General features: G+C 18.3%; 26 protein-coding genes and 3 tRNA genes. 12 read left to right on the top strand and 17 right to left on the bottom strand.

Annotated elements, in window-relative coordinates; translation table 11 throughout:
* Positions 1-35: 35 nt before the first annotated feature.
* The 6 genes from fusA to tusD all read right to left on the bottom strand — a co-directional run bounded on the left by fusA (position 36) and on the right by tusD (position 4209).
* Positions 36-2147, bottom strand: a complete 2112-nt coding sequence (gene fusA / locus M5J13_RS00855; RefSeq protein ID WP_252837435.1) for an elongation factor G — start codon at positions 2145-2147, stop codon at positions 36-38.
* 24 nt (positions 2148-2171) lie between these two features.
* Complete coding sequence (rpsG, locus tag M5J13_RS00850; protein WP_252837434.1) at positions 2172-2642, bottom strand: 30S ribosomal protein S7; 471 nt, start codon at positions 2640-2642, stop codon at positions 2172-2174.
* A gap of 50 nt (positions 2643-2692) precedes the next feature.
* Complete coding sequence (rpsL, locus tag M5J13_RS00845) at positions 2693-3067, bottom strand: 30S ribosomal protein S12 (RefSeq protein ID WP_252837433.1); 375 nt, start codon at positions 3065-3067, stop codon at positions 2693-2695.
* A gap of 62 nt (positions 3068-3129) precedes the next feature.
* Entirely contained in the window at positions 3130-3423 is a 294-nt protein-coding gene (tusB, locus tag M5J13_RS00840; RefSeq protein WP_252837432.1) for a sulfurtransferase complex subunit TusB, read from the bottom strand.
* A gap of 8 nt (positions 3424-3431) precedes the next feature.
* Positions 3432-3791, bottom strand: coding sequence for a sulfurtransferase complex subunit TusC (tusC, locus tag M5J13_RS00835; RefSeq protein ID WP_252837431.1), 360 nt, complete (start codon positions 3789-3791; stop codon positions 3432-3434).
* Positions 3792-3819: 28 nt separating this feature from the next.
* Entirely contained in the window at positions 3820-4209 is a 390-nt protein-coding gene (gene tusD / locus M5J13_RS00830; protein ID WP_252837430.1) for a sulfurtransferase complex subunit TusD, read from the bottom strand.
* Positions 4210-4331: 122 nt separating this feature from the next.
* On the opposite strand from tusD, the gene tsgA reads away from it, so the two are divergent.
* The gene (gene tsgA / locus M5J13_RS00825; protein WP_252837429.1) at positions 4332-5510 is read left to right on the top strand and encodes an MFS transporter TsgA; all 1179 of its coding nucleotides are present in this window, start codon (positions 4332-4334) and stop codon (positions 5508-5510) included.
* Positions 5511-5625: 115 nt separating this feature from the next.
* Here the strand turns inward: tsgA and trpS are convergent, their stop codons facing one another.
* The 4 genes from trpS to aroK all read right to left on the bottom strand — a co-directional run bounded on the left by trpS (position 5626) and on the right by aroK (position 9071).
* Positions 5626-6642, bottom strand: coding sequence for a tryptophan--tRNA ligase (gene trpS / locus M5J13_RS00820; RefSeq protein ID WP_252837428.1), 1017 nt, complete (start codon positions 6640-6642; stop codon positions 5626-5628).
* Between the two features lie 48 nt (positions 6643-6690).
* Positions 6691-7359 carry a ribulose-phosphate 3-epimerase gene (gene rpe / locus M5J13_RS00815; RefSeq protein WP_252837427.1) on the bottom strand — a complete coding sequence of 223 codons (669 nt, stop codon included), beginning with the start codon at positions 7357-7359 and terminating at the stop codon, positions 6691-6693.
* A 63-nt stretch (positions 7360-7422) separates the two neighbouring features.
* The gene (gene aroB / locus M5J13_RS00810; RefSeq protein WP_252837426.1) at positions 7423-8511 is read right to left on the bottom strand and encodes a 3-dehydroquinate synthase; all 1089 of its coding nucleotides are present in this window, start codon (positions 8509-8511) and stop codon (positions 7423-7425) included.
* Positions 8512-8555: 44 nt separating this feature from the next.
* Positions 8556-9071 carry a shikimate kinase AroK gene (gene aroK / locus M5J13_RS00805; RefSeq protein WP_252837425.1) on the bottom strand — a complete coding sequence of 172 codons (516 nt, stop codon included), beginning with the start codon at positions 9069-9071 and terminating at the stop codon, positions 8556-8558.
* Between the two features lie 236 nt (positions 9072-9307).
* On the opposite strand from aroK, the gene M5J13_RS00800 reads away from it, so the two are divergent.
* Positions 9308-9392: transfer RNA gene (locus tag M5J13_RS00800), tRNA-Ser, on the top strand.
* 43 nt (positions 9393-9435) lie between these two features.
* On the opposite strand, the gene deoD is transcribed toward M5J13_RS00800, so the two are convergent.
* Entirely contained in the window at positions 9436-10146 is a 711-nt protein-coding gene (deoD, locus tag M5J13_RS00795) for a purine-nucleoside phosphorylase (protein ID WP_252837424.1), read from the bottom strand.
* Positions 10147-11096: 950 nt separating this feature from the next.
* Complete coding sequence (locus tag M5J13_RS00790; protein ID WP_252837423.1) at positions 11097-12683, bottom strand: peptide chain release factor 3; 1587 nt, start codon at positions 12681-12683, stop codon at positions 11097-11099.
* A 217-nt stretch (positions 12684-12900) separates the two neighbouring features.
* On the opposite strand from M5J13_RS00790, the gene ansA reads away from it, so the two are divergent.
* Positions 12901-13905, top strand: a complete 1005-nt coding sequence (gene ansA / locus M5J13_RS00785; protein WP_252837422.1) for an asparaginase — start codon at positions 12901-12903, stop codon at positions 13903-13905.
* 61 nt (positions 13906-13966) lie between these two features.
* On the opposite strand, the gene M5J13_RS00780 is transcribed toward ansA, so the two are convergent.
* Positions 13967-14542: a NifU family protein gene (locus M5J13_RS00780; RefSeq protein ID WP_252837421.1), complete on the bottom strand. Its 576-nt coding sequence runs from the start codon at positions 14540-14542 to the stop codon at positions 13967-13969.
* A gap of 126 nt (positions 14543-14668) precedes the next feature.
* Between M5J13_RS00780 and M5J13_RS00775 the strand changes: the two genes are divergently transcribed.
* The gene (locus tag M5J13_RS00775; protein WP_252837420.1) at positions 14669-15421 is read left to right on the top strand and encodes an alpha/beta fold hydrolase; all 753 of its coding nucleotides are present in this window, start codon (positions 14669-14671) and stop codon (positions 15419-15421) included.
* A 96-nt stretch (positions 15422-15517) separates the two neighbouring features.
* Here M5J13_RS00775 and ssb read toward each other — a convergent pair whose 3' ends face one another.
* Entirely contained in the window at positions 15518-16021 is a 504-nt protein-coding gene (gene ssb, locus M5J13_RS00770) for a single-stranded DNA-binding protein (RefSeq protein WP_252837419.1), read from the bottom strand.
* Between the two features lie 100 nt (positions 16022-16121).
* Between ssb and dusA the strand changes: the two genes are divergently transcribed.
* From dusA to hemW, 5 genes are all read left to right on the top strand, one after another.
* Positions 16122-17081 carry a tRNA dihydrouridine(20/20a) synthase DusA gene (gene dusA, locus M5J13_RS00765; RefSeq protein ID WP_252837418.1) on the top strand — a complete coding sequence of 320 codons (960 nt, stop codon included), beginning with the start codon at positions 16122-16124 and terminating at the stop codon, positions 17079-17081.
* A 23-nt stretch (positions 17082-17104) separates the two neighbouring features.
* Positions 17105-18502: a replicative DNA helicase gene (gene dnaB, locus M5J13_RS00760; protein ID WP_252837417.1), complete on the top strand. Its 1398-nt coding sequence runs from the start codon at positions 17105-17107 to the stop codon at positions 18500-18502.
* A gap of 163 nt (positions 18503-18665) precedes the next feature.
* On the top strand, positions 18666-19235 hold the full coding sequence (locus M5J13_RS00755; protein ID WP_252837416.1) for a YqgE/AlgH family protein: 570 nt from the start codon (positions 18666-18668) through the stop codon (positions 19233-19235).
* Between the two features lie 10 nt (positions 19236-19245).
* Positions 19246-19683: a Holliday junction resolvase RuvX gene (gene ruvX / locus M5J13_RS00750; protein WP_252837415.1), complete on the top strand. Its 438-nt coding sequence runs from the start codon at positions 19246-19248 to the stop codon at positions 19681-19683.
* Between the two features lie 151 nt (positions 19684-19834).
* Positions 19835-20971 carry a radical SAM family heme chaperone HemW gene (gene hemW / locus M5J13_RS00745; RefSeq protein WP_252837414.1) on the top strand — a complete coding sequence of 379 codons (1137 nt, stop codon included), beginning with the start codon at positions 19835-19837 and terminating at the stop codon, positions 20969-20971.
* A gap of 11 nt (positions 20972-20982) precedes the next feature.
* Here the strand turns inward: hemW and trmB are convergent, their stop codons facing one another.
* Entirely contained in the window at positions 20983-21669 is a 687-nt protein-coding gene (trmB, locus tag M5J13_RS00740) for a tRNA (guanosine(46)-N7)-methyltransferase TrmB (RefSeq protein WP_252837413.1), read from the bottom strand.
* Positions 21670-21789: 120 nt separating this feature from the next.
* Here trmB and mutY point away from each other — a divergent pair, with 120 nt between their 5' ends.
* Together mutY and M5J13_RS00730 are read left to right on the top strand one after the other, a co-directional pair.
* Complete coding sequence (gene mutY / locus M5J13_RS00735) at positions 21790-22848, top strand: A/G-specific adenine glycosylase (protein ID WP_252837412.1); 1059 nt, start codon at positions 21790-21792, stop codon at positions 22846-22848.
* 22 nt (positions 22849-22870) lie between these two features.
* A complete protein-coding gene (locus M5J13_RS00730) occupies positions 22871-23137 on the top strand; it encodes an oxidative damage protection protein (protein ID WP_252837411.1) in 267 nt (88 codons plus the stop codon).
* A 3-nt stretch (positions 23138-23140) separates the two neighbouring features.
* Here the strand turns inward: M5J13_RS00730 and sbcB are convergent, their stop codons facing one another.
* Both sbcB and M5J13_RS00720 read right to left on the bottom strand, forming a co-directional pair.
* Entirely contained in the window at positions 23141-24559 is a 1419-nt protein-coding gene (gene sbcB, locus M5J13_RS00725) for an exodeoxyribonuclease I (RefSeq protein WP_252837410.1), read from the bottom strand.
* 162 nt (positions 24560-24721) lie between these two features.
* Positions 24722-24794 (bottom strand) — tRNA-Asn (locus tag M5J13_RS00720).
* Positions 24795-24940: 146 nt separating this feature from the next.
* On the opposite strand from M5J13_RS00720, the gene M5J13_RS00715 reads away from it, so the two are divergent.
* Positions 24941-25013, top strand: a tRNA-Ile gene (locus M5J13_RS00715).
* Positions 25014-25017 lie beyond the last annotated feature (4 nt).

Below are 25017 nucleotides of genomic sequence, written 5' to 3'. Positions count from 1 at the left end.
ATAAAAAAAATTACTTTTTTTTTATCATTTAAAATTTATTTATTTTTTTTTTCAATAATATTTTTAGAAATATGATTAGGAGCTTCAGAATATTTTAAAAATTCCATAGAATATGAAGCTCTCCCTTGAGTTTGAGATCTTAAATCAGTTGCATATCCAAACATTTCTGAAAGAGGAACTAAAGATTTAATTATTTTTCTAAAATCTTGGTCAATCATACTTTCAATAATTCCTCTTCTTCTATTTAAATCTCCTATTACATCACCCATGTAATCTTCCGGAGTTTCTACTTCTACCTGCATTATTGGTTCTAATAAAATAGGTTTAGCTTTTTTAAATCCATTTTTAAAAGCAATTGATGCAGCTAATTTAAAAGCTATTTCAGAAGAATCAACATCATGATAAGATCCATCATGTAATATTACTCCAATATCTACTACCGGATAACCAGCTAATGGTCCAAATTTTAATTGTTCTTGAATTCCTTTATCAACAGCAGGAATATATTCTCCCGGAATAACTCCTCCTTTTATTTTATTAAGAAATTGATATCCTTCTTTTGAACTCGATTTTAATGGAAAAATATCAATTACAACATGACCATATTGACCTCTTCCTCCAGATTGTTTAATATATTTTCCTTCAATATTTTTAACTTTTATTCCAATAGTTTCTCGATAAGCTACTTGAGGAGTTCCAATATTAGCTTCAACACTAAATTCTCTCTTCATTCGATCAACAATAATTTCTAAATGTAATTCTCCCATTCCAGCAATAATAGTTTGATTAGATTCTTGATCTGTCCATACTTTAAAAGATGGATCTTCTTTAGCTAATCTATTTAAAGCAGTCCCCATTTTTTCTTGATCAACTTTAGTTTTTGGTTCTACAGCAATAGAAATAACTGGTTCAGGAAATTCTATTTGTTCTAAAATAACTTTATTTTCTGGATTACACAAAGTATCTCCAGTTACAACATCTTTTAAACCAATAGCTGCAGCTATATCTCCAGAATAAACTTCTTTTACTTCTTCTCTTTTATTAGCATGCATTTGAACTATTCTTCCTAATCTTTCGCGTTTATTTTTTGATGCATTTAAAATAATATCTCCAGAACGAATCATACCTGAATATACTCTAAAAAAAGTTAAATTACCAACATATGGATCTGTAGAAATTTTAAATGCTAATGCTGAAAAAGGTTTTTTATCTTGAAAAATATGAACTTTACAATTACTTTTTTTATTTTCTTTAGTATCTTGAATAGATTTTCTGTCTATAGGAGATGGTAAATAATCAATAACGGAATCTAATAAAGCTTGAACTCCTTTATTTTTAAAAGCAGATCCACAGGTTACTAAAACAATCTCATTATTTAAAGATTTTTTTCTTAATACAGTTTTTATTTCTTTTTCAGAAAAAGGTTTTTCATTAAAATACTTTTCCATTAAAATTTCATTAGAATCTGCAACTAATTCAATAATTTTATGATTCCATTTTTTTGATTCAATCATTAAATAATCAGGTATTTTTTTATATTTAAAAGTAATTCCTTGATCTGATTCATTCCAATATATAGCTTTCATTTTAATTAAATCAATAACTCCAATAAAATTTTCTTCTGAACCAATAGCTAACTGTATAGGAACAGGATTTGCATTTAACCTAGTCTTCATTTGATTTATAACTTCAAAATAATTTGCTCCTAACCTATCCATTTTATTAACAAAAGCTATCCTTGGAACACAATATTTATTTGCTTGTCTCCAAACAGTTTCTGATTGCGGTTGAACACCTCCAACAGCACAATATACCATAATAACTCCATCTAAAACTCTCATAGATCGTTCTACTTCTATAGTAAAATCTACATGACCTGGAGTATCAATTATATTAATTCTATGAGAAGAATATTTTTTTTCCATACCTGACCAAAATGCTGTAGTAGCTGCGGAAGTAATAGTAATTCCTCTTTCTTGTTCTTGTTCCATCCAATCCATAGTAGCAGCACCATCATGTACTTCTCCAATCTTATGATTTACACCAGTATAAAATAAAATTCTTTCAGTTGTAGTAGTTTTCCCAGCATCTATATGTGCACTAATTCCAATATTTCTATAATTTTTAATAGGTGTAATACGAGACATTCTATTCCTCAAAATTATTTTATTTTACCATCTATAATGTGCAAAAGCTTTATTTACTTCCGCTATTTTATGAACTTCATCTTTTTTTTTTACAGCATTTCCTTTATTTGATATTGCATCAAATAATTCGTTTAATAATCTCATAGACATAGATTTATCTTTTCTTTTTCTCGCTGAAGATATAATCCATCTCATAGCTAAAGTATTTCTTCTAATAGGTCTTACTTCAATAGGAACTTGATATGTTGATCCTCCCACTCTTCTTGATTTTACTTCTACGACTGGTTTTACTTTTTCTAAAGCGCTTTCAAAAGAATCTAATGGTGTTTTCTTAGTTTTTTTTGATAATTCTTTTAAAGCACAATATACAATTTCTTCTGAAATAGATTTTTTTCCATCTATCATTAATATATTTATAAACTTACCTAATAATTCAGAAGAAAATTTAGGATCAGGTAATATTTTTCTACAACCAATTACTTTTCTACGAGGCATAAATATTCCTTTTTTTAATATAATAAATTTAAAAATAAATATAAAAAAATTTAGTTTTTTTGTTTTTTAACTCCATATTTAGAACGTCCATTTTTTCGTTCTTTAACTCCTGCACAATCTAAAGCACCTCTAACTATATGATACCTTACTCCAGGAAGATCTTTTACTCTACCACCTCTAATTAAAATAACAGAATGTTCTTGTAAATTATGACCTTCTCCACCTATATAAGCAGTTACTTCTAAACCATTAGTAAGTCTTACTCTACAAACTTTTCTAAGAGCTGAATTCGGTTTTTTTGGAGTAGTAGTATAAACTCTTAAACATACTCCTCTTTTTTGAGGACATTTAGATAAAGCAGGAACATTACTTTTCTTTTTTTTTTTAAATCTAGATTTACGTACTAATTGATTAATAGTAGACATATATTCTCCTGTAATATAATTTTTTATAAAAAAATTATAAAAAATTTAAAAAAATAATTTAATTACCATACCATTTGTTTTGAATAAATTTCTGTTAATACAACAAAATCTAAATATTCTATTGAAAAAAATAAATTAGAAACTTTAGAATCTAAAATACCTCTAATATTTAAATCATTTTTTAAAACATATAATTTTTTTGTTTTAAAAATAAAAGTTTTTAATAAAAAATTGTTTTTTATTGAAAATAAAACACCGTCTTGTAAAACAACTAATGCATCTTTTTTTAAAATAGATTGATTAAATAATATTAAATCGATTTTAAATGGAGAACTCATTAAAGTATGAAGAATCATTTTCTTCCTTAAAAATTTAAAATATGATCAAATTTAGATAATTTTTTTAAAAAAACTTTCATTTTAATAACTTTTAATTTTAAAAAAAAATTATTAATATCAAATAAACCTCTACTTTTTAAAGATAATTTTTCACAATAAAAATTTTTTATACCTAAAATAGTTAAAATTTTAAATTTCTTAGAATAATCATAAAAATTAATACATTTAATAAAAAATTTTTTTATACATTGAAAAACTCCATCACCAAAAAAAAATACACTAATTTTATTAGTGTAAGAAGCTAAAGAAATTATTACATCTAAACCTTCTTGACCTATAGTATTTCCATAAGGAGAATGAGTAAAAACAACAGCAATATTTTTCATAAAAAAGTATTTAAAATATATTAAATAATTAAAATTGTATAATACGATCAGATTTTTTAATATCTCTAGATAAAGTATCTAAATTAGAAATTTTAAAAAAAACATCTAAATTACCCTCTAATATTTTTTGATTACATGTTTCTTTTACACCAATAATACCACGTCTTAATGCAGCACTAAAACAAACATTTAATCTAACTTTATTTTGTATACTAAAAATACTCCATTCTTTTTTAATATCATAATCTTTTACTCCAGGTGAAAAAAATTTATTAGAATTTAAAACTCCATCACTATAAAAAAAAATACTTTTAATAATATGTTTTTTTCTTATAATTAAAGCACGAGAAAATAACAATGCACTCATAGAATTTTCTGTTCCATATGCAGGACCTTTAACCATAATAGTATAAATCAAAAAAATAACTCCTAAATATTGAAAAATATAAAACAAAATTAATAACAACAAAGAAAAAATTCAATATAATAATTATTATATCTTTAAAAAAATTTTTTCTTACATTTAAATTTTAAAAAAATATGAAAAATAAAAATAAAAAATTACTAACTTATATTAGTTTTCTATCATATGCTTTTATGGGTGCATTAATTAGTGTAACTGGGTTAGTTATACAAAATATCTCTCATCAATTTAAAATACCTATCACAAATGCTAGTAATATATTTAATTTTTTAAATATAGGAATATTAATATCTATATTTTTTAATTCTTGGTTAATAAAAATATTTTCTTTAAAAAAACAAATTTTTTTTGGATTTATTTTAATGATATTAGCAACAACTACATCAATAATATTAAAAAATATAAACATGTTTTGTTTTAGTATATTTTTATTTGGATTAATAAGTGGAACAACTTTATCTATTGGAACATTTTTAATTACAAATTTATATAAAAAAAAAGAAAGAATAAAAAAAATGTTATTAACAGATTCTTTCTTTAGTATATCAGGATTCGTATTTCCAACAATTAATGTATTTTTTATAACTTATAAAATTCAATGGAATTATATATATATATTGATAAGTTTAATATATTTTATAATATTTTTAATTTCTAACCAAATAAAATACCCAAAAATTTTAAAAAAAGAAAAAAAAAAAAAAAATTATGATAATAAATATCTAGATATAAATGTAATTCTTTTATATTTTTCTGCATTAATATATATTTTAGGACAATTAGGATTTATATCTTGGATTCCTGAAAATTCTATAAAAAATATGAATATTACAATTGAAAAATCTAGTACTATTATTAGTAGTTTTTGGATAAATTATATGATTGGAATGTGGTTTTTTAGTTATATTATAAAATTTTTTAACTTAAAAAAAATTATTCTTTTTTTATCTAGTATATCCACAATAATTATGTTTTTATTTATACAAAATAAAAATTATTATTTATCTCTTTTCTTAATTTCTCTTTTAGGTTTTTTTTCAAGTTCTATTTATAGCATGATTATCACTCTTTCTTCTTTACAAACAAAAAAACCATCTCAAAAGATAATTAATTTTACTTTATTTTCTGGAACAATAGGAACTATGCTTAATTTTTTAATTACTTCTCCAATTGTACGTTTAAAAGGAGTAAAATACTCTTTATTTTTTTCTAATATTTTATATTTAATAGTATTTTTTATATTTTTAATATTATTTTATAAAAAAAAAATAATAAATAAATTACATAAAAAATAAAATAAAAAAAAAGAAAAAAAGTTATATAATTTTAAACAAAAATTTTTTATATATTTTAATAAAATTAATTAAAATATATAAAAAATAAAATAAATAAATAAAAAAAAAAAAAAAATTAAAATTTTTTTAATAATCCTAAAGAATTATAAACTTCACTTAATTTTCTTTTAGCAATAAAAGAAGCTTTTTTTGCTCCTTCAAAAGCTATTTTTATTAATAATTCTTCTTGTTTTCTATAGAAAAAAAATTTTTTTTGAATTTTTTTAATACAATTATTAATAACTTTAAATACTATATTTTTAAACTGAGAATAAGACTTTCCTAAAAAATAACTTTTAACATCACACAAAGATATTCCACTTAAAGTAGAAAAAATTACTAATAAATTTGAAATTCCTGGTTTTTTTTTAGGATCAAAAAATATATTTGGAGGATTATTTGAATCTGTTACAGCAGATTTAATTTTTTTAAATATTTCCTCAGAATTATCTAACAAAAATATTACATTTTTATGATTTTTATCTGACTTAGACATTTTTTTTTTAGGATTTAATAAAGACATAATTTTAGAACCAGTTTTAATCATCAAAAAATCAGGTATCTTAAAAATATTTTTATTACAATTATTAAAACGAATAGCAATATTTCTTGTTAATTCTAAATGTTGTTTCTGATCTTTACCTATATGTACTTTATCAGTATCATATAAAAGAATATCAGCAGCCATTAAAGTTGGATAATTAAATAAACCTGCATTTAAATTATTATTAATATTTTTAAGACTATTTTTAAATTGAGTCATTCTCATTAACTCTTTAAAATTTGTATTACAATTTAAAATCCAATTTAATTCAGAGTGTTCACTAACAGAAGACTGTATAAAAATAATACTTTTATTTGGATCTACTCCACAAGCTAAATATAATGCTAAAGTATCTAAAATAGATTTTTTTCTATCTAAAATGTTTTCTTTATTTAAAGAAGTTAATGAATGTAAATCAGCAATGCAAAAAATACATTTATAAAATTTCTGAAATTTTTTCCAATGTTTTAAAACACCAATATAATTTCCTATAGTTAAATTTCCTGAAGGTTGAATAGCACTAAAAACTACTAAATTTTTTTTATTCATTATTTTTTATATCTCAATTATTAAAAAAATATTTATATGAAATAAATTTTATAAAAAATTCATCTTATTTTTAATTTTTTTAATAATATATTTATAATTATTATTATTAAATATATATGATCCTATAACTAAAATGTCTACACCTAATTTTAATAAAGGTTGAATATGACAAATCTTAATCCCCCCATCTACAGAAATATATATTTTTTTTTTTATTAAATTTATTTTTTTTTTTACTTTATGTATTTTTTTAAAAGTATTTAATATAAATTTCTGATTAGAAAAACCTGGATCTACAGACATTATTAAAATCAAATCTAATTTTTCTATAACATAATCTAAAATTTTTGTTGAGGAAGCTGGGTTAATAGCTAAACCAACTTTACATCCATTTTCTTTAATAATATCTAAAGTTCTATTAAGATGTTTAGTAGATTCAGGATGAATAGTAATAAAAGTAGCTCCACATTTAGCAAATTTTAAAATAAGATCATCTACAGGTTTTGCCATAATATGAACATCAATCGGAGCAGAAAAATTTAATTTTTTAATAGAATCTAAAACCATTGGTCCAAAAGTTAAATTTGGAACATAATGATTATCCATTACATCAAAATGAATCATATCTACTCCAGATTTTAAAACATTTTTTATTTCTTTTCCTAAAATAGAAAAATTTGCTGACAAAATAGATGCAGATAAAAATTTTTTATTCATGTTTTATTAACCATTTTTAAGTAAAAATAGAAAAAATTTAATCAAATAAATATTCAATAATATTTATTTAATAGAACTTTTTATTGCATCAAGAATATCTTTTTCACAAACATTATCATAAATTTTTACTAAACCAATTTTATGAGGTAAAATTAACTTTATTTTTCCTGAAAAATTTTTTTTATCTCGTTTCATATATTTTAAATAACTAAAAATAGGAATATTAGTAGGAGAATATATAGGTAAATTAAAAGATCTTAATAAAAAAATAACTCTATTAATTATATTTTTTTTTAATAAACCTAATATTTTTGAAGTTCTCAATGCAATAACCATACCTATAGAAATAGCTTCTCCATGTAAAAATTTACTATAACGTGTATATGATTCAATAGCATGACCATAAGTATGACCAAAATTTAATAAAGCTCTAAAATTATTTTCTTCTCTTTCATCTAAAGAAATTACATGAGATTTTAATTTACAACATTTTTTTATACAATAAAATAATTGTTTTTTTTTTAATAAAATTAACTTTTTAAAATTTTTTTCTAACCAAATAAAAAAAAATTTATCAAAAATAATAGAATATTTTATTACTTCTGAAAATCCTGAAAATAATTCACGTTTAGATAAAGTAGATAAAAAAAACAAATCAATAATAACATATTTAGGTTGCCAAAAAGATCCAATCATATTTTTTCCTAAATCATGATTAACACCAGTTTTTCCTCCTATAGAAGCATCTACTTGAGCTAATAAAGTAGTAGGAATTTGAATAAATTCTATTCCTCTTTGATAAATAGAAGCAACAAAACCAGTTATATCTCCAATCACACCTCCTCCAAAAGCTATTAAAACAGTATCTCTTCCATATTCTTTCTTTAAAAGCTGTGTAATAATATTATTAATTTCTATTAAAGATTTATAACGTTCTCCATCAGGTATTATAATAAAATCTATTATAAAATTATTAATTTTTAAATATTTTATAATATTTTTTGCCCAAATTTTAAATAATATTGGATTAGTAATTAAAACATATTTTTTTTTTTTATTAAAATATGAAATTATTTTATTTTTTTTAAAAATATCAAAACCAATAATAATTGGATAAGGTTTTTTTAATTTAACGATAATTTTTTTAAACATTATTTTCTCTTTTATTAAAAAAATAAAAAAAACATTATTAAATATCATAAATTTAATGTATTAATAATATTTTGAACTATAGTTGGAGCACTATAATTATCTGCATTAATCATAATATCAGAAATTTTTTTATACAAAAAATTTCTTTCCTTACCTAATTTTTTTAAAGTTTCTTTTAGAGAACTTTTTATTTGTAATAAAGGTCTATTTTTATCTTTCCTTGTACGAATTAATTGTTTTTCTATAGTAATATTTAAATAAATAACAATTCCTCTAGAAGAAAGAAATTTTCTATTTTTACTTAAAATTACTGATCCTCCTCCAGTAGCTAAAACAATACCTTTTTTTTCTGTTAATTCAGAAATTATACGAGATTCTCTTTTTCTAAATCCAGATTCACCTTCCACATCAAAAACCCAATTTATATCTACTCCAGTTCTTCTTTCTATTTCTTGATCAGAATCATAAAATTTCATCTTAAGTCTTCTTGCTAAATATTTCCCTACTGTGCTTTTTCCTGCACCCATAGGACCTATTAAAAATAAATTTTTTTTTTTCATATTTTTATTTCTATAAAAATTAAATAAATTAAAATGTCTATAATGAATTAAAAAAAAAAGAAAAATTAATTTTTTCTTATAATAAAAATTATATCCTAATTAAATTAATTTAAAAAAATACTTAAATTTTAAAAAAATTTTTTATATAAAAAATAATTATAATAAAAATAATTTTTTAAAAATAAAAACTTGACGTTTTTTTATTTTTTATTAAAATTATTAAAAGATCAAAATTTGGTGAGGTGTCCGAGAGGCTTAAGGAGCACGCCTGGAAAGCGTGTATATGGAAACGTATCAAGGGTTCGAATCCCTTTCTCACCAAAATATTTTATTTTAAAATATTTTGTTAAATTTTTTAAAAAAACTAATTTAATAAAGCTAAATCTAATGAAATTAAAATAGAATTATTTAAAGTTTTTTCTCTTTCAAGTGAAGTAATTTTTTTTTTACTAAAAATTTCATCAGAAACTGTACAAATAGAAAGAGATTTAAATTTTAATTCAGAAGATAAACTATATAAACCAGAAGTTTCCATATCAATTGCTAAAATATTAAATTTTTTAATTAAATTAAAAAAAATAGAATCTTTTCCATAAAAAGAATCAGTAGTAAAAATATTACCAATATGAACATTAAAATTATAATTTTTAGAAATTATATAAGCTTGATATAACATTTTAAAATCAGAAATAGAAGAAAAATCATAACCACCAAAACGTAATCGATTTATTGAAGAATCTGTAGAAGCTCCCATAGCAAAAACAATATCTTTTATTTTTACTTTTTTATTAATTCCTCCACAAGTTCCTAAACGAATAATTTTTTTTACATTATATTCTGATACTAATTCATTCACATAAATTGATAAAGAAGGAATACCCATTCCATGACTCATTATAGAAATCCTTTTTTTTTTATAATATCCAGTATATCCAAACATAGAACGAACATTATTTATTTGAATTGAATTTTTTAAAAAATTTTTAGAAATATATTTTGCTCTTAATGGATCTCCTGAAATAATTACTACATCAGAAATATCTGAAATATTAGAATTTAAATGTGGAGTAACCATATTAATATTTTTCCTATTGATAGTAATAATTTATTAATACAAACTTTTATTAAAATTTTTCTAAACTCCATTTTCAAAATATTAAAATATTTTAAAATAGTTTTAAAAATATGAAGAAAATTTTTCTTAAACTTAAATATGTTTATATTTAAATTTTTTATATAAAAGTACTAGAAAATTCTCTCTAATATTATTCGTGCTTTTCTAATTATAGTTAAAACCATTGTAAAAATAATAATTAAAAAAAAATTGGTTTTATTTTTTAAAAATTTAAAAAGTTTTAAATAAAAAATAAACCAAAAATTTAAAAAAAATAAAAAAAAATTTAATTTTTTATTTTTAATATTTTTATTTCTATATAAATTTATAATATCAGTTTTAGAAAAATAAAATTTTCTTAAAAAATTTAATATTCCAGTTTTTTTTAGAAATTTCTTTTAAAATAAATTTTTAAAAATATCTTCTATTTTATAAAAATAACTCTTTTTATCTAAAATAGAAAAAATTATTAATTTCCTAATATATATATAAAAATTATCTTTAATTTTATAAATCTAACTATATCTATAATTAATTATAAATTTAGAAATTTTATTTCAACCTTTTTAAATTTTTTTATACGAATATCTTAAAGCTTTATATATTTTAAAAAAAATTAAAAAATTTTGTTTAAAAAAATTTATATCTAAAATAATAAAAATATTAAGTTATAATCTAAAATATCTAATTTTTTATACTTAAACTTATATAAATATTTATTAAATTAATTCCTAAAAGATATATATTAAAAAAAAAAATAAAAAAAAATAAAATTATAAAATTTTTTATTAAATTTAAATTTTTAATGTATAAAAAAAACTATAAAAAATTTTTTATTAAAAAAATTAATTATTATTTTAAATTTTTTAATTAAAAAAATATACTAAATAAAATTTTAAAAAATAAAAAATTTATTTTGTTTTTAAAAAACATATTTCTTTATATTTAGAAATAATTATATTTAAATTAAATAAACTATTAGAATAATAAACAATTTCATTATTACTATCATATGCTAAAGAAGAATAATTTTTTAATTTAAATTCTTCTAACAATTTTAAATCATTACAAGTAATCCAACGAATAAAAGATATATTTGTAGATCTATAATTTGCTAAAACATTATATTCTATTTTTAATCTTTCTAAAATAACATCAAATTGTAAAGAACCAATTACTCCCAATATAATATAATTGTTAACAAATGGTTTAAAAATATGTACAGCTCCTTCTTCAGATAATTGTTTTAAACCAGATAATAATTTTTTTTGTTGCAAAGAATCTTTTAAATATATGCATTTAAATAATTCTGGAGGAAATTTTGGAATTTCATAAAAATTTATATTTTCACCTTCTGTAAAAGTATCTCCTATTTTTATATTTCCTTTACTATAAATTCCAATAATATCTCCAGGATACGCTTCTTTTATAATAAAACGTTCTCCTGCTAAAAAATTAATAGCATTTTTAACAACATAAATAGATTTATTTTGAACATGATATAATTTCATTCCTTCTTTGTACTTTCCAGAAACAATACGTATAAAAGCTATTCTATCATGATGTTTAGGATTCATATTTGCTTGTATTTTAAATACAAATCCCGAAAAATTTTTCTCTATAGAAAATATTTTTCTTTTTGAACTATATTTAAAAGTCGGACAAGGAGCCCATTTAACTAGTTTATTTAATACATGATCAATTCCAAAATTTGCTAATGCACTTCCAAAAAATACAGGTGTTTCTATTCCTTTATTAAAATTTTTTTTATTAAAATTTTGGTAACAAGAAGTAATTAATTCCCAATCTTCTCTTAACTTCTTAAATTCATATTTAGAAAAAATTTTTTTTAAATAAGAATAATCATAAATAGAAATATTTTCTTTAAAATTTTTTAAATTTTTTTTATACAAAGATACTGTATTATCATAAACATTAAAAACTCCTTTAAAAAATTTTCCTGATCCAATAGGCCAAGTTATAGGAACACATAAAATTTTTAATTTTTTTTCAATATCATCTAAAATTTTTAATGAATCATAAGAATTTCTATCTAATTTATTTATAAATGTAATAACAGGAATTTTTTTTAATCTTGCAACTTTCATTAATTTTTTAGTACGTTTTTCAACACTTTTTGATGCATCAATAATTATCAAACAACTATCTACAGCAGTTAAAACCCTATAAGTATCTTCAGAAAAATCCTCATGACCAGGAGTATCTAATAAATTAATATAACGTTTTAAATAAGAAAATTTCATTACAGAAGTTGTAACAGAAATTCCTCTCTTTTGTTCAATTCTCATCCAATCAGACTTAGCATATTTTTTAGATTTTCTAGATTTAATAGTTCCAGCTTCATGAATTACTTTTCCTAATAATAAAAACTTTTCTGTAATTGTTGTTTTTCCTGAATCTGGATGAGAAATGATAGCAAAAGTACATCTTTTCTTAATTTGAACAATACTATGACAATCTAAAATTTTTGGTTTCATTAAATAAAAATATTCTCTTGTTAAATTTATTTTTTTTTAAAATTTAAAAAAAAAAGATAAAAAATAAAAAATAAAAAAATATTATAAAATTACAAAACTAAAAAAAATATTTTTTTAAAATTCTATTTAATTTTATACTATATTACTAAAATATAATATTGAACTAAAATTAATTAATAAAAAATTTATAATAAATTTCTTACATAAAGAGTATAATATGAAAAAAAAAATTTATATAGCTTACACTGGAGGAACTATAGGAATGAAAAAATCTAAAAATGGTTACATTCCAATTTCTGGATTTTTACAAAAACAAATTAAAAAAATATCAGAATTTAAAAAAAAATATCTTCCTAAATTTAAAATAAAAGAATATCAACCATTAATAGATTCTTCTAACATGACACCTAAAAACTGGAAAATAATAGCTTATGATATAAAAAATAATTACCAAAAATATGACGGATTTATTATTTTACATGGAACTGATACAATGTCCTATACTGCTTCTGCTTTATCTTTTATATTAGAAAATTTAGAAAAACCAGTTATTATTACAGGATCTCAAATTCCTTTATGTGAAAAAAAATCTGATGGAAAAAAAAATTTAATTAATTCCCTTTTAATTGCAGCTAATTATTCAATAAAAGAAGTAACATTATTTTTTAATAATAAATTATATAGAGGAAATAGAACTACAAAAATTAATGCAAATGGATTAGATGCATTTTCTTCTCCTAATTTACCTCCTTTATTTGAAATAGGAAAAAAAAAAAGAATTGAAAAAATAAAAAATAAAAAAAAAAAACTCATTGTTCATAAAATTTCTAATCAACCAATTAATATTATAACAATATATCCTGGAATTTCTGAAAAAATTTTAAAAAATTATTTTCTAAAACCAGTAAAAGCAGTAATTTTATGTTCTTATGGAACAGGAAATGCACCTCAAAATAAAAAATTTTTAAATCAATTTAAAAAAGCTAGAAAAAAAAAAATAATCATTGTAAATTTAACTCAATGTATATCAGGAACAGTAAATATGAATAATTATTCTACTGGGAAAACTCTTTCTAAATTTGGAGTGATTAGTGGTTTAGACTTAACAATTGAAGCTACTTTAACAAAATTACATTTTTTATTCAGTCAAAAAATTTCAATTAAAAAAATTAAAATGAAAATAAAAGAAAATCTAAGAGGCGAAATAACTTCTAAATTATAAAAAATAATATAATAATTTTAAAAATTTTATATAAATAAAAAATCAAACTTATAAAAAAAAATTAATAATAAGAAAATTTATTAGGTTTATGTTTAGTAAAATCAATAACTTGAGTTAGTTGACTAAAATTATTTAGTAAACGTTTTTCAACCATATTTTTTAAAGTAGAACTTACCATAGAACAACCATTACAACCTCCTTGAAATTCTATAATCGCTTGTTTTTTTTTATTAATTTTTATTAAAATTAATTTTCCTCCATGAGATAAAAGTAATGGATTAATATGCATATTAATAAAATAATTAACTTCTTCACTCAAAGAAGAAAAATTTTTATTAATAGGTTGTTTAATATAAGGAGAACTTAACATTAATTCAAAATTTAAATCATTTTTTACTAATTTTATTATAGATTTTTTTAAAAAAGGTATATCACTTTTATTAACATAAACATTAAATTTATTAAAACAAATTTCTTTTTCATTATCTTTAATATCTTTAAAAGATATATACTCTATATTACATTCTGCTTTTTCAGTTCCAGCATTTTTAACAAATATTTTAATATGTGTATTTTTTTCTTTTTTTAAAAGTAATCTATAAATATATTCTTGTGCATTTTTAGAAATAATAATCATTGTAAAATATACATTAAATTTATTAATATTAAATCAATTTTATAATAAAATTTTAATTAAATATATAATTAATTTTATTAATAAACTATTTAAATATTTTAAAAAAAAAAATATCTAAAAAAAATAATGAAAAAAAAAATTAATTTAATATTAATACATGGATTAGGATTTAATAAAAAAATATGGTTTTTCTTAAAAAAAAAATTAAAAAAAAAATATAATATTTATACAATAAATCTTCATACTCCAAAAAAAAAAAAAAATTTTTTTTATATTGAACTAAAAAAATATTTAAGAAAAAATTTATTTAAAATTAAAAATAATTCTATAATAATAGGATGGTCTATAGGAGGAATTTTAGCAACTTTATTAACTTTAAAATCTAAAAAAAAAATAATTGCTATTATTACAATATGTTCCTCTCCATATTTTATTAAAAAAAAATATTGGCCTGGAATAAAATACAAAAAAATAAAAAAAATGGAAAATGATTTAATAAAAAATTATTCTAAATCTATAAAAAATTTTTTAATACTTCAAATTCAATCTAAAAATAAAAAAAAAATAAAAAAACTTCAAAAAAAAATAGAGAAATATAAAAAACCTAATTCTAAATGTATTAAATTTAATATAAAAATATTATATAAAATAGATACAAGAAAATTAATAAAAAAAATAAAAATTCCATTTTTTAGAATTTACGGAAAATTAGATATTATAGTTCCAAAAAAAATATCTTATTTAGTTGATAAAATTTTAAAAAATAAACAATCTATAATCATAAAAAAATCAAATCATGCTCCATTTATATCTAATTTAAACATATTTTATAAAAAAATAAAAAAATATATTAATAAGATAAAAAATAGAAATAAATAAAGTATTTTTATAAAATAACTTTCGTTTATTAGATTAAAAACATAATAATCTAATTATACGAAAGTTTTAAAAAAATATTATTATTTAAAAAAATTATTAAAAAGGAATATCATCTTCATAATCTGTATTTGATTCGTCATCTAATAATAATTTTTTATTGGAATTATTTAAAGAATATTTATTTTTTTTTTTTAAATTAGATTTTTCTTTATAATTACTTAAATTATTATCTTTAAATTTAGAAAAATTATTTCTATTTCCCAACATTTGCATAGATCCATTAATATTAACAATTATTTCTGTAGTATATCTTTCTAAATTATTTTTATCTTTCCATTTTCTAGTTTGTAAAGAACCTTCAATATATACTTGAGATCCTTTTTTTAAATATTCTCCTGAAATTTCTGCTAACTTTCCAAATAAAACTACCTTATGCCATTCAGTTCTTTCTCGAATTTCATTAGTATTTTTATCTTTCCAACTTTCTGAAGTAGCTATATTAATATTTGCTACAGCTGATCCATTAGTCATATAACGAATATCTGGATCTTGACCAAGATAACCTATTAAAATTACTTTATTAATTCCTCTACTAGCCATATTCTAACCCCAATATAAAAACTTAATTTTTAATAATACTATATTTATAAAATAAATACTTTATAATTAACTATTTAATTATAAATTATCAAATAAAAAAATGAATAAACATAAATTATGTGTTGCTCCAATGTTTAAATATACAGATAAACATTGTAGATATTTTCATAGATTATTAACAAAAAAAGCATTCTTATATACTGAAATGATTACAACAAATGCATTATTAAATAAAAAATTTAAATTATTTAAAAATAAAGATTCAAAAAAAATGGTCTCTTTACAAATTATAGGAAATAAACCAAAAAAAATAGCTAAATGTGCAAAATTAGCATATAAAAAAAAATATAATGAAATAAATTTAAATATAGGATGTCCATCTATTCAAATGAATAAAAATAATTTAGGTGTTACTTTAATGAAAAAAACAAAAATAATTGTAAATTCATTAAAATTAATAAAAAATTCTATTCCTATACCTATTAGTATCAAAACAAGAATAGGATTTAATAATAATAATACATATAATTTTCTTAGTAATTTTGTTTATGAAACATCAAAAGACAAATTATGTAAAATATTTATTATTCATGCAAGAAACGCTATTCTTAACAAATTTAGTCCAAAAAAAAATAGAGAAATACCACCATTAAAATATAAATATGTATATCAATTAAAAAAAGATTTTCCTAATTTAACATTTATTATTAATGGAGGAATTAAATCAATAAAAGAAATAAAAAACCATTTAAAAAACGTAAATGGAGTTATGTTAGGAAGATATGCATATAAAAATCCATTAATTTTAAAAAAAATTGAAGAAAAAATATTCAAAAAAAAAAAGAAAATTAAAATCAAAAAAATATTATTTAAAATATCTAAATATATAAATAAAGAAATAAAAAAAAAAACAACTTTAAATTCTATTACTAGACATATAAATGGAATTTTTTATAAAAAAAAAAATTCTAAAAAATGGAAAAAATTTTTAAATGAAATAAATAAAAAAAAAAAAAATGTTAATATTAATTTAGATTTTAAAAAATATCTAAAATATTAAAAAAACTACGGCTTAAAATAAAAATGTCTAATTTATACAAAAAAAACAAAAAATATGGAGAAAAGTTTTTTAATGAAAAAATACCACCTTATTCTATTGAAGCAGAAAAATCAGTTTTAGGTGGATTAATGTTAAAAAATAAAAAATGGAGTGAAATATCAGAATGTTTAAAAAAAAAAGATTTTTTTAGCCATTCTCATCAAATTATCTTTAATGAAATGAAAAATCTAGCAAATAATAAAAAACCAATAGATTTAATTACACTATCAGAATCTTTAAAAAATAAAAAATTATTAAAAAAAATTGGAAATTTTTCTTATTTAGCTGAACTATCAAATAATATTTTTAGTATTTCAAACATTATATCTTATGCAAAAATAATAAAAGAAAATTCTCTTATGAGAGAATTAATTTTTATGGCAAAAAAAATTGAAAATTTAGGATATAATTCAAATGGAAAAAAAAGTGAAGAAATTTTAAATTATTTAGAAAAATATATATTTAAAATTAATGAAAAAAGATCAAAAAATAAAAAAGGACCAAAAAATATTAAAGAAATTCTTAATATTTCAATAAAAAATTTAGAAAAACTTTTAAAAAATCCAAAAAATAAAATAACAGGAATTGATACAGGATATAAAGATCTTAATAAAAAAACATTTGGACTACAAAAATCAGATTTAATTATTATAGCATCTAGACCTTCTATGGGAAAAACAACTTTTGCAATGAATGTATGTGAAAATGCTTCTATGATTTATAAAAAACCAATTTTAATTTTTAGTTTAGAAATGCCATGTGAACAAATTATAACAAAAATGTTATCTTCTTTATCTAGAGTTAATCAAAAAAATCTAAGAACTGGAAAAATTAATGATGAAGAATGGTCAAGAATTTCTAGTACAATAAATATTTTGTTAAAAAAAAAAAATATATATATAGATGATTCATCTTATTTAACTCCAAATAAAATTCGAACAAGAGCTCTTAAAATATATAAAAAAAATAAAGGAATTAGTTTAATAATGATAGATTATCTACAACTAATGAATGCTCCTTCAATATCAGAAAATAGAAATTTAGAAATAGCTGAAATTTCAAAAAATCTAAAATCTTTAGCTAAAGAACTAAAAGTTCCTATTATTGCATTATCACAATTAAATCGATCATTAGAACAAAGATCAGATAAAAGACCTATAAACTCGGATTTAAGGGAATCTGGTTCAATTGAACAAGATGCAGATTTAATTATATTTATATATAGAGATGAAATTTACCACCCAGAAACAAATCTTAAAGGAATAGCAGAAATAATCATTGGAAAACAAAGAAATGGACCTATAGGAACTATACGTTTAACATTTAATGGAAATTTTTCTAGATTTGATAATTATGCAGAAAACTTATATGAAGAAAAATAAAAAAAAATAATAAAATTATAAAAAAAATTATAAAAACTAAAAAAATTTGTATAATATAAAATTATATTAAAAGAATTGGTTTAAATATTTTTTATAAATAATTTATTATAAAAATTTTTTATTTATTATATGTTTATTAACTTATGTAAATTAGGTAATAAAAATGAATATCGTTAATTTTAAAAATCATTTATTAATTTCTACACAAAAACTTTCTAATTCATTTTTTTATCGTACAGTAATATATATATATAAAGATAATAATTTTAAAATTAATGGAGTAATAATAAATAAAAAAATAAAAAATTTAACAGTAAAAAGTTTCTTAAAAAAAACAAATATAAAAATTATGAAAAAAAAATTTTTAAATAAAATAAATAATCCAATTATATTAGGAGGATTAAAAGAAAAAAATAAAGGATTAGTTATACATTGTTTTAAAAAAATTTTTTTATCAAACATATACGTTTCACCATCTGTTTCTATTACAAAATCTAAAGATATTTTAAAATATTTAAAAAAAAAAAAGCATTTTAAAAAAATGTTAATAATCTTAGGACATTGTTCATGGAAAAAAAAAGAATTAGAAAAAGAAATATATAATAATAATTGGTTACTAACACTCTCAAACAAAAATATATTATTTAATATATCTATTAAAAATAAATGGGAAAAATCTATGAAAAAAATAGGAATAAAAAATTTTCATAATTTAATAATAAAAAATGGATAAATTTAAAAAAATGATAATTTTAGCTTTTGATTATGGAACAAAAAAAATAGGAGTAGCTATAGGAGAATTTTTTACTTCTATTGCTAGACCAATAAAATGTATTTCTTATAAAAAAAATTATTTAATACATATAGAAAAAATAATATATGAATGGAAACCTAAAAAAATAATTGTAGGATTACCATTAAATTATAAAGGAAAATTTCAAAAAACTACTGTTAAAGCTAAAAATTTTGCATTAAATATATTTAAAAAATTTAATATAAAAGTAATATTACATGATGAAAGATTCTCAACAATTGAAGCAAAATCGATTTTATTCAAAAAAAAAGGATCAAAATTACTTACTTTAAATAAAATTAATTCTACTTCAGCATATATTATTTTAAAAAGCTGGTTATATGAAAAAAAGAAACAAAAAAATAAAAGAAAATTAAAATTTTTTTAATAGAACTTTCCATTTAATATAAAAAAATAATTTCAAAACAAATAAATTTATAATCAATATAATAATTTTAATCTTTTTTTTTTTTAAATTTTATTCTAAAAAAATTTTTAAAATAAAAAAATTAATAAATTTTATTTAAAAAGATTACTTTATGAAACTTCCATTATTAAGTTTATATATTCATATACCATGGTGTTTAAAAAAATGTCCTTATTGTGATTTTTATTCAAAATCTATAAAAATAAAAAAAATTCCACAAAAAAAATATATACAAAATTTAATTTTAGATTTAGATAAAAATATAAAATTTATTCAATCTAGAAAAATACACTCTATTTTTATAGGAGGAGGAACGCCTAATTTAATAAAACCAAAATATATAAAATATCTAATGAAAGAAATAAAAAAAAGAACTAATTTTGATAAAAAAATAGAAATAACTCTTGAATCTAATCCAAATTCTATAAAAAAGGATTATTTTTTTAAATATAAATCATCTGGAATAAATCGTTTATCTTTAGGAATTCAAAGTTTTAATGAAAAAATTTTAAATAAAATTAATAGAAATTATACATTTAAAGAATTAATTGAAACTATTCAAATTATAAAAAAAATAAATTTTAATCAAGTAAATTTTGATTTAATGTATTCTTTACCTTTACAAAAAAAAAAAGAAGCAATTCAAGATCTAAAATACGCTATTAAATTTAAACCTTCTCATATTTCATGGTATCAACTTTGTATTGAACCAAAAACTTTTTTCTATAAAAAAACTCCAAAATTACCTAATGAAAATGAATCTTGGAAAATGTTTGTCCAAGGCCATAAAAAATTAAAAAAAAAAAATTTCATACAATATGAAATATCTGCTTATGCTAAAAAAAATAATCAATGTAAACATAATTTAAATTATTGGAAATTTGGAGACTATTTAGGTATAGGATGTGGAGCTCATGGAAAAATAACATTAAAAAATGGAAAAATATTAAGAACGTTTAAAAATAAAAATATTAATGAGTTCTTACAAGGAAAATATACAAAAAAAATTATTTACGTAAAAAAAAAAAATCTTCCATTTGAATTTTTTTTAAATAATTTTAGATTAAATAAACCATGTAAAAAAAAAGATTTTGAAATATATACTGGAATAAAAAAAAATAAAATAAAAAAAACAATGCAAAAAGCTATAAAAAAAAAATATATCATTGAAAATAAAAAATTTTGGAAAAAAACAAAAAAAGGAAAATTATTTTTAAATGATTTATTAGAATTATTTTTAAAAATATAATTTTTCATTTTTTAAAAATTTTTTTGAAATATTATTTCATATATTGTTTTTTTATTATTTTTAGCTTTGTTTTTAAAACAAGTAAAAAAATTATAATTTTTAAAAAAATGATGATTTTTTATAAAAGAAATTTTATTTAAAGAATTTAATTTATTTAAATTTTTTAAAATGCTCATTGCATAAGATAAACAATCTGTCATAATATGTAATATTCCTCCTAAAATTAACTTATCAAAAAGAGATTTTAAAATATTTTTATTAATAATTCTTCTTTTATAATGTTTTCTTTTTGGCCAAGGATCAGGAAAAAATATATTTACTCTATGAAAAAAAATTCCATTACAATATTTTTTTAAAAATATAATAAAATCACAATAAATTATTTTTACATTATTTAAATTATTTTTATAAATTTTTTCTAAACAATAACAAATTCCAGGAATATACATTTCAATTCCTAAAAAAATTATATTTTTAAAAATTTTAGATAAATGTATTAAAGAATCTCCTCTTCCAAAACCAATTTCTAAAATAATTGGAGCTTGGAAATGAAAAAAATTATATTTTTTAATAAAACTTTTTTTTAAATTTATTCCAATTAAAGGCCATAAAAAATTAAGGAGATATTTTTTTTTTTTACTTAATTTTCTATTCCTTATTTTAAAAGTTTTAACAATTTTATATTTTTTTATATTCATAATAAAAAATAACAAAAAATCCTTAAAATTATATTTTTAAAATTTATAAATATTATATTAAAATTTAAAAAAATTACAACTTTTAAAAAAAAAGATTTAAAAAAGGAAATAAAAAAATTTATGAGCGATATTTTTAATTTTTCAAATACTATGATAAATTGGTATCATAAACATGGAAGAAAAAAATTACCATGGCAGATTAATAAAAATATTTATAAAACTTGGATTTCAGAAATAATGTTACAACAAACCCAAGTAAAAACTGTTATTCCATATTTTAAAAAATTTATAAAAAAATTTCCAAATTTTAAAACTCTTTCAAAAAGCTCCTTAGATGAAATACTTTTTATATGGAGTGGTTTAGGATTTTATAATAGAGCAAAAAATATATATAAGACAGCTCAAATTATAAAAAGAAAATATAAAAATAAAATTCCAAAAGAATTTAATACTTTAATTAAATTTCCTGGAATAGGAAAATCTACTGCAGGAGCATTACTTTCTTTAACATATAACTATTATTTTCCCATACTTGATGGAAACATAAAAAGAGTATTAAGAAATTTTTATAATTTAAAAATAAAAAAAACAAAACTAGAAAAAAAAATATGGAAAAAATTAAATTTATTAATACCTATTCATAATGCACAAAAATTTAATCAATCTATGATGGATTTAGGAAAAAAAATATGTAAACCTAAAAATCCTCTATGTAATATATGCCCTCTTAAAAAAAAATGTTTATTTTTTATAAATAAAAAATCTATTACTAAAAAAAAAGATATAAAAAAAAAGAAAAAAACAATTAAAAAATGTTGGTTTTTATTAAAAACATATAAAAATTTTTATTTTTTAAAAAAACAAAAATATAATATTTGGAAAAATTTATATTATTTTCCAATATATTTTAAAAAAATAAAATTAAAAAAAAAATTAAAAAAAGAAAAAATAACAAAAAAAAATAAAAAAATAAAACCTTTTTTACATCAATTTAATAAATATTCTTTACTTATAAAAACAATTATTATTAAAGTTAAAAAAAAAAAATATCTAAAAAAAAAAAATGGAATTTGGTGTAATTTTTTTAAAATGAAAGAAATAGGAACTCCTTCTCCTATAAAAAAAATTATAAAAAAATATATAAAAATTATTAAAAAAAATAACAAAAAAATAAAATAAAAAGAGAAAAAAAAAAAAAACAATGAAAAGAAAAATATATTGTAAATTTTTTAAAAAAAATATGACTGGATTAGAATTTCAAATATATCCAGGAAAATTAGGAAAAAAAATATATAATGAAATTTCTAAAAAAGCATGGAATAAATGGATAAAAAAACAAACAATAATAATAAATGAAAAAAAATTAAATATGTTATTTAAAAAAGACCAAAAAATAATTTATAAAGAAATGATAAAATTTCTTTATAAAAAATCTAAAAAAAATAAAAAAAAAAAAAAAAAAAAATAAAAATTAATTAAAATTATTATATATATTTTTAATATATTTTATATATAACAATAATTTATTTAATAATTTATTTTTCTTTAAATTATTTTTATTTTTTTCTTTTAAAATAAATATTTTTTTTTTATAATTTTTAATATTTTTTTTTGAGAAAATATTTTTTAAATATTTAATCCATTTTATTTTTTCTGTTTTATTTAAAAAATTTGGATAATTTCTTGCTTTAAAAAAGAAAAAAAGATCTTTAAAACGTTTATCATCTATAAAAATATTATTATTAATATTTTTCAAATTTATTAATTTTCTTAATATTTTTATTTTTTTTATATCTTTAAAACTAAAAAAATTTTTATATAACTTACAATCACTATGTAAAAATTTTTTTTTTTTAAACTTTAACATAGATAATTTTTTTCTTCTTTTTAAATTAAAAAAATTTTTTAATAAATTTATATTATTTAAATATCTTTTTTCATTTAATTTTAATCGAGAAATATCTATATCTCTTAATACATTTGTAGGAAGAATAATAGGAGCTTTATTTAAATAAATAAATCTCATTCCTTCTGAAAACAAATAATTTAAATTACCAAATTTATAATAATTTTTTAGAAAAAAATTTGAAGAATAATCTCTATCTAAATCAAATACAATTAAAATATTTTTATTTTTTTTATGAAAAATTAAAGGAAAAATTCTACCTATATTTTTATTTTTTGAACCATAATAATGAGAAATATAAATTAAAGGTTTCATTTTTCTTTTATTAATTAACAATAATAATTTTTTTTTTTTTCGAATTAAAAATAAAAAATTAAAAAATTTTTCATTATTATTTCTAACTAATTTTAATAAATTTATTGTAGAATAAACATCTGATAAAGCATCATGAGAACTATAATAATTAATTTTATTTTTCTTAACTAAATCAAATAATTTAAAAGAAACACAATTATTTTTATTTTTAGGCCAAACAATTCCTTCAGGACGTAAAGCATAAAAAGCACGAATTACATTAATAACATCCCATCTAGTATTATTTTTTTTCCAACTCCATTCATAAGAATCAAAAAAATTTCTATAAAAAAGATTTCTAGTAATTTCATCATCAAATAAAATATTATTAAAACCTAAAATACAAGTATTAGATTGAATAAAAATATCATAAATTTTTTTTGAAAAATTTGATTCATTCATTCCATGAATTCTTGTATATTGAGGAGTAATAGAAGTAATTAAAACTGCTTCTGGATCAGGAAAATAATCTATAGAAGGATAACAATAAAAAACAAAAGGTTTAGAAATAATTTTTAAATTAATATCTGTTCTTACACAAGCAAATTGAGCAGGTTTATCTAAAACCGGATTTTTTCCAAAAGTTTCATAATCGTAAAATAAAAAACTAAAATTTAATAAATTTTTCATAATTAATTTATTTTTATAAATATAAAATTAATTAATAATTATATATATAAGAAAAAAAAAAAAAAAAAAAATAAAAAAATAAGCAAAAAAAATTTTTAAAAAATTTAATAAAAAAAATATTTAATAAATTATAAAATAAATTTTATTATAAAACGTAAATAGCTCCTCCGACTGGGCTCGAACCAGTGACATACGGATTAACAGTCCGCCGTTCTACCAACTGAACTACAGAGGAAAATTAAACTATACCATAAAATTATAAAAAAAATCAATATATAAATGTTATTTATAAAATTATTTTATTTTATATAAAGATTAGTAGATTATTATTCATAATTCTATTATAATTCTAATTTATAGAAAAATTTTAATAATTTTTTAGGCCCTTTAGCTCAGTGGTCAGAGCAGGCGACTCATAATCGCTTGGTCACTGGTTCAAATCCAGTAAGGGCCAAAAA

The organism is Buchnera aphidicola (Periphyllus lyropictus) (genome assembly GCF_024029895.1).
GTDB classification, from domain to species: Bacteria; Pseudomonadota; Gammaproteobacteria; order Enterobacterales; family Enterobacteriaceae; genus Buchnera_J; species Buchnera_J aphidicola_BA.
This window is presented reverse-complemented; position numbering and strand designations above follow the sequence as displayed.

What these genes read in the sequence shown, in the direction of transcription:
- rpsL (WP_252837433.1), bottom strand. Translation starts at nt 3,067, where the DNA reads ATGTCTACTATTAATCAATTAGTACGTAAATCTAGATTTAAAAAAAAA.
- deoD (WP_252837424.1), bottom strand. Translation starts at nt 10,146, where the DNA reads ATGGTTACTCCACATTTAAATTCTAATATTTCAGATATTTCTGATGTA.
- M5J13_RS00755 (WP_252837416.1), top strand. Translation starts at nt 18,666, where the DNA reads ATGAATATCGTTAATTTTAAAAATCATTTATTAATTTCTACACAAAAA.
- trmB (WP_252837413.1), bottom strand. Translation starts at nt 21,669, where the DNA reads ATGAATATAAAAAAATATAAAATTGTTAAAACTTTTAAAATAAGGAAT.
- fusA (WP_252837435.1), bottom strand. Translation starts at nt 2,147, where the DNA reads ATGTCTCGTATTACACCTATTAAAAATTATAGAAATATTGGAATTAGT.
- rpsG (WP_252837434.1), bottom strand. Translation starts at nt 2,642, where the DNA reads ATGCCTCGTAGAAAAGTAATTGGTTGTAGAAAAATATTACCTGATCCT.
- aroB (WP_252837426.1), bottom strand. Translation starts at nt 8,511, where the DNA reads ATGTTTAAAAAAATTATCGTTAAATTAAAAAAACCTTATCCAATTATT.
- aroK (WP_252837425.1), bottom strand. Translation starts at nt 9,071, where the DNA reads ATGAAAAAAAAAAATTTATTTTTAATAGGTCCTATGGGTGCAGGAAAA.
- mutY (WP_252837412.1), top strand. Translation starts at nt 21,790, where the DNA reads ATGAGCGATATTTTTAATTTTTCAAATACTATGATAAATTGGTATCAT.
- tusC (WP_252837431.1), bottom strand. Translation starts at nt 3,791, where the DNA reads ATGAAAAATATTGCTGTTGTTTTTACTCATTCTCCTTATGGAAATACT.
- tsgA (WP_252837429.1), top strand. Translation starts at nt 4,332, where the DNA reads ATGAAAAATAAAAATAAAAAATTACTAACTTATATTAGTTTTCTATCA.
- ansA (WP_252837422.1), top strand. Translation starts at nt 12,901, where the DNA reads ATGAAAAAAAAAATTTATATAGCTTACACTGGAGGAACTATAGGAATG.
- sbcB (WP_252837410.1), bottom strand. Translation starts at nt 24,559, where the DNA reads ATGAAAAATTTATTAAATTTTAGTTTTTTATTTTACGATTATGAAACT.
- M5J13_RS00730 (WP_252837411.1), top strand. Translation starts at nt 22,871, where the DNA reads ATGAAAAGAAAAATATATTGTAAATTTTTTAAAAAAAATATGACTGGA.
- tusB (WP_252837432.1), bottom strand. Translation starts at nt 3,423, where the DNA reads ATGATTCTTCATACTTTAATGAGTTCTCCATTTAAAATCGATTTAATA.
- hemW (WP_252837414.1), top strand. Translation starts at nt 19,835, where the DNA reads ATGAAACTTCCATTATTAAGTTTATATATTCATATACCATGGTGTTTA.
- M5J13_RS00780 (WP_252837421.1), bottom strand. Translation starts at nt 14,542, where the DNA reads ATGATTATTATTTCTAAAAATGCACAAGAATATATTTATAGATTACTT.
- trpS (WP_252837428.1), bottom strand. Translation starts at nt 6,642, where the DNA reads ATGAATAAAAAAAATTTAGTAGTTTTTAGTGCTATTCAACCTTCAGGA.
- dusA (WP_252837418.1), top strand. Translation starts at nt 16,122, where the DNA reads ATGAATAAACATAAATTATGTGTTGCTCCAATGTTTAAATATACAGAT.
- rpe (WP_252837427.1), bottom strand. Translation starts at nt 7,359, where the DNA reads ATGAATAAAAAATTTTTATCTGCATCTATTTTGTCAGCAAATTTTTCT.
- M5J13_RS00775 (WP_252837420.1), top strand. Translation starts at nt 14,669, where the DNA reads ATGAAAAAAAAAATTAATTTAATATTAATACATGGATTAGGATTTAAT.
- M5J13_RS00790 (WP_252837423.1), bottom strand. Translation starts at nt 12,683, where the DNA reads ATGAAACCAAAAATTTTAGATTGTCATAGTATTGTTCAAATTAAGAAA.
- dnaB (WP_252837417.1), top strand. Translation starts at nt 17,105, where the DNA reads ATGTCTAATTTATACAAAAAAAACAAAAAATATGGAGAAAAGTTTTTT.
- ssb (WP_252837419.1), bottom strand. Translation starts at nt 16,021, where the DNA reads ATGGCTAGTAGAGGAATTAATAAAGTAATTTTAATAGGTTATCTTGGT.
- ruvX (WP_252837415.1), top strand. Translation starts at nt 19,246, where the DNA reads ATGATAATTTTAGCTTTTGATTATGGAACAAAAAAAATAGGAGTAGCT.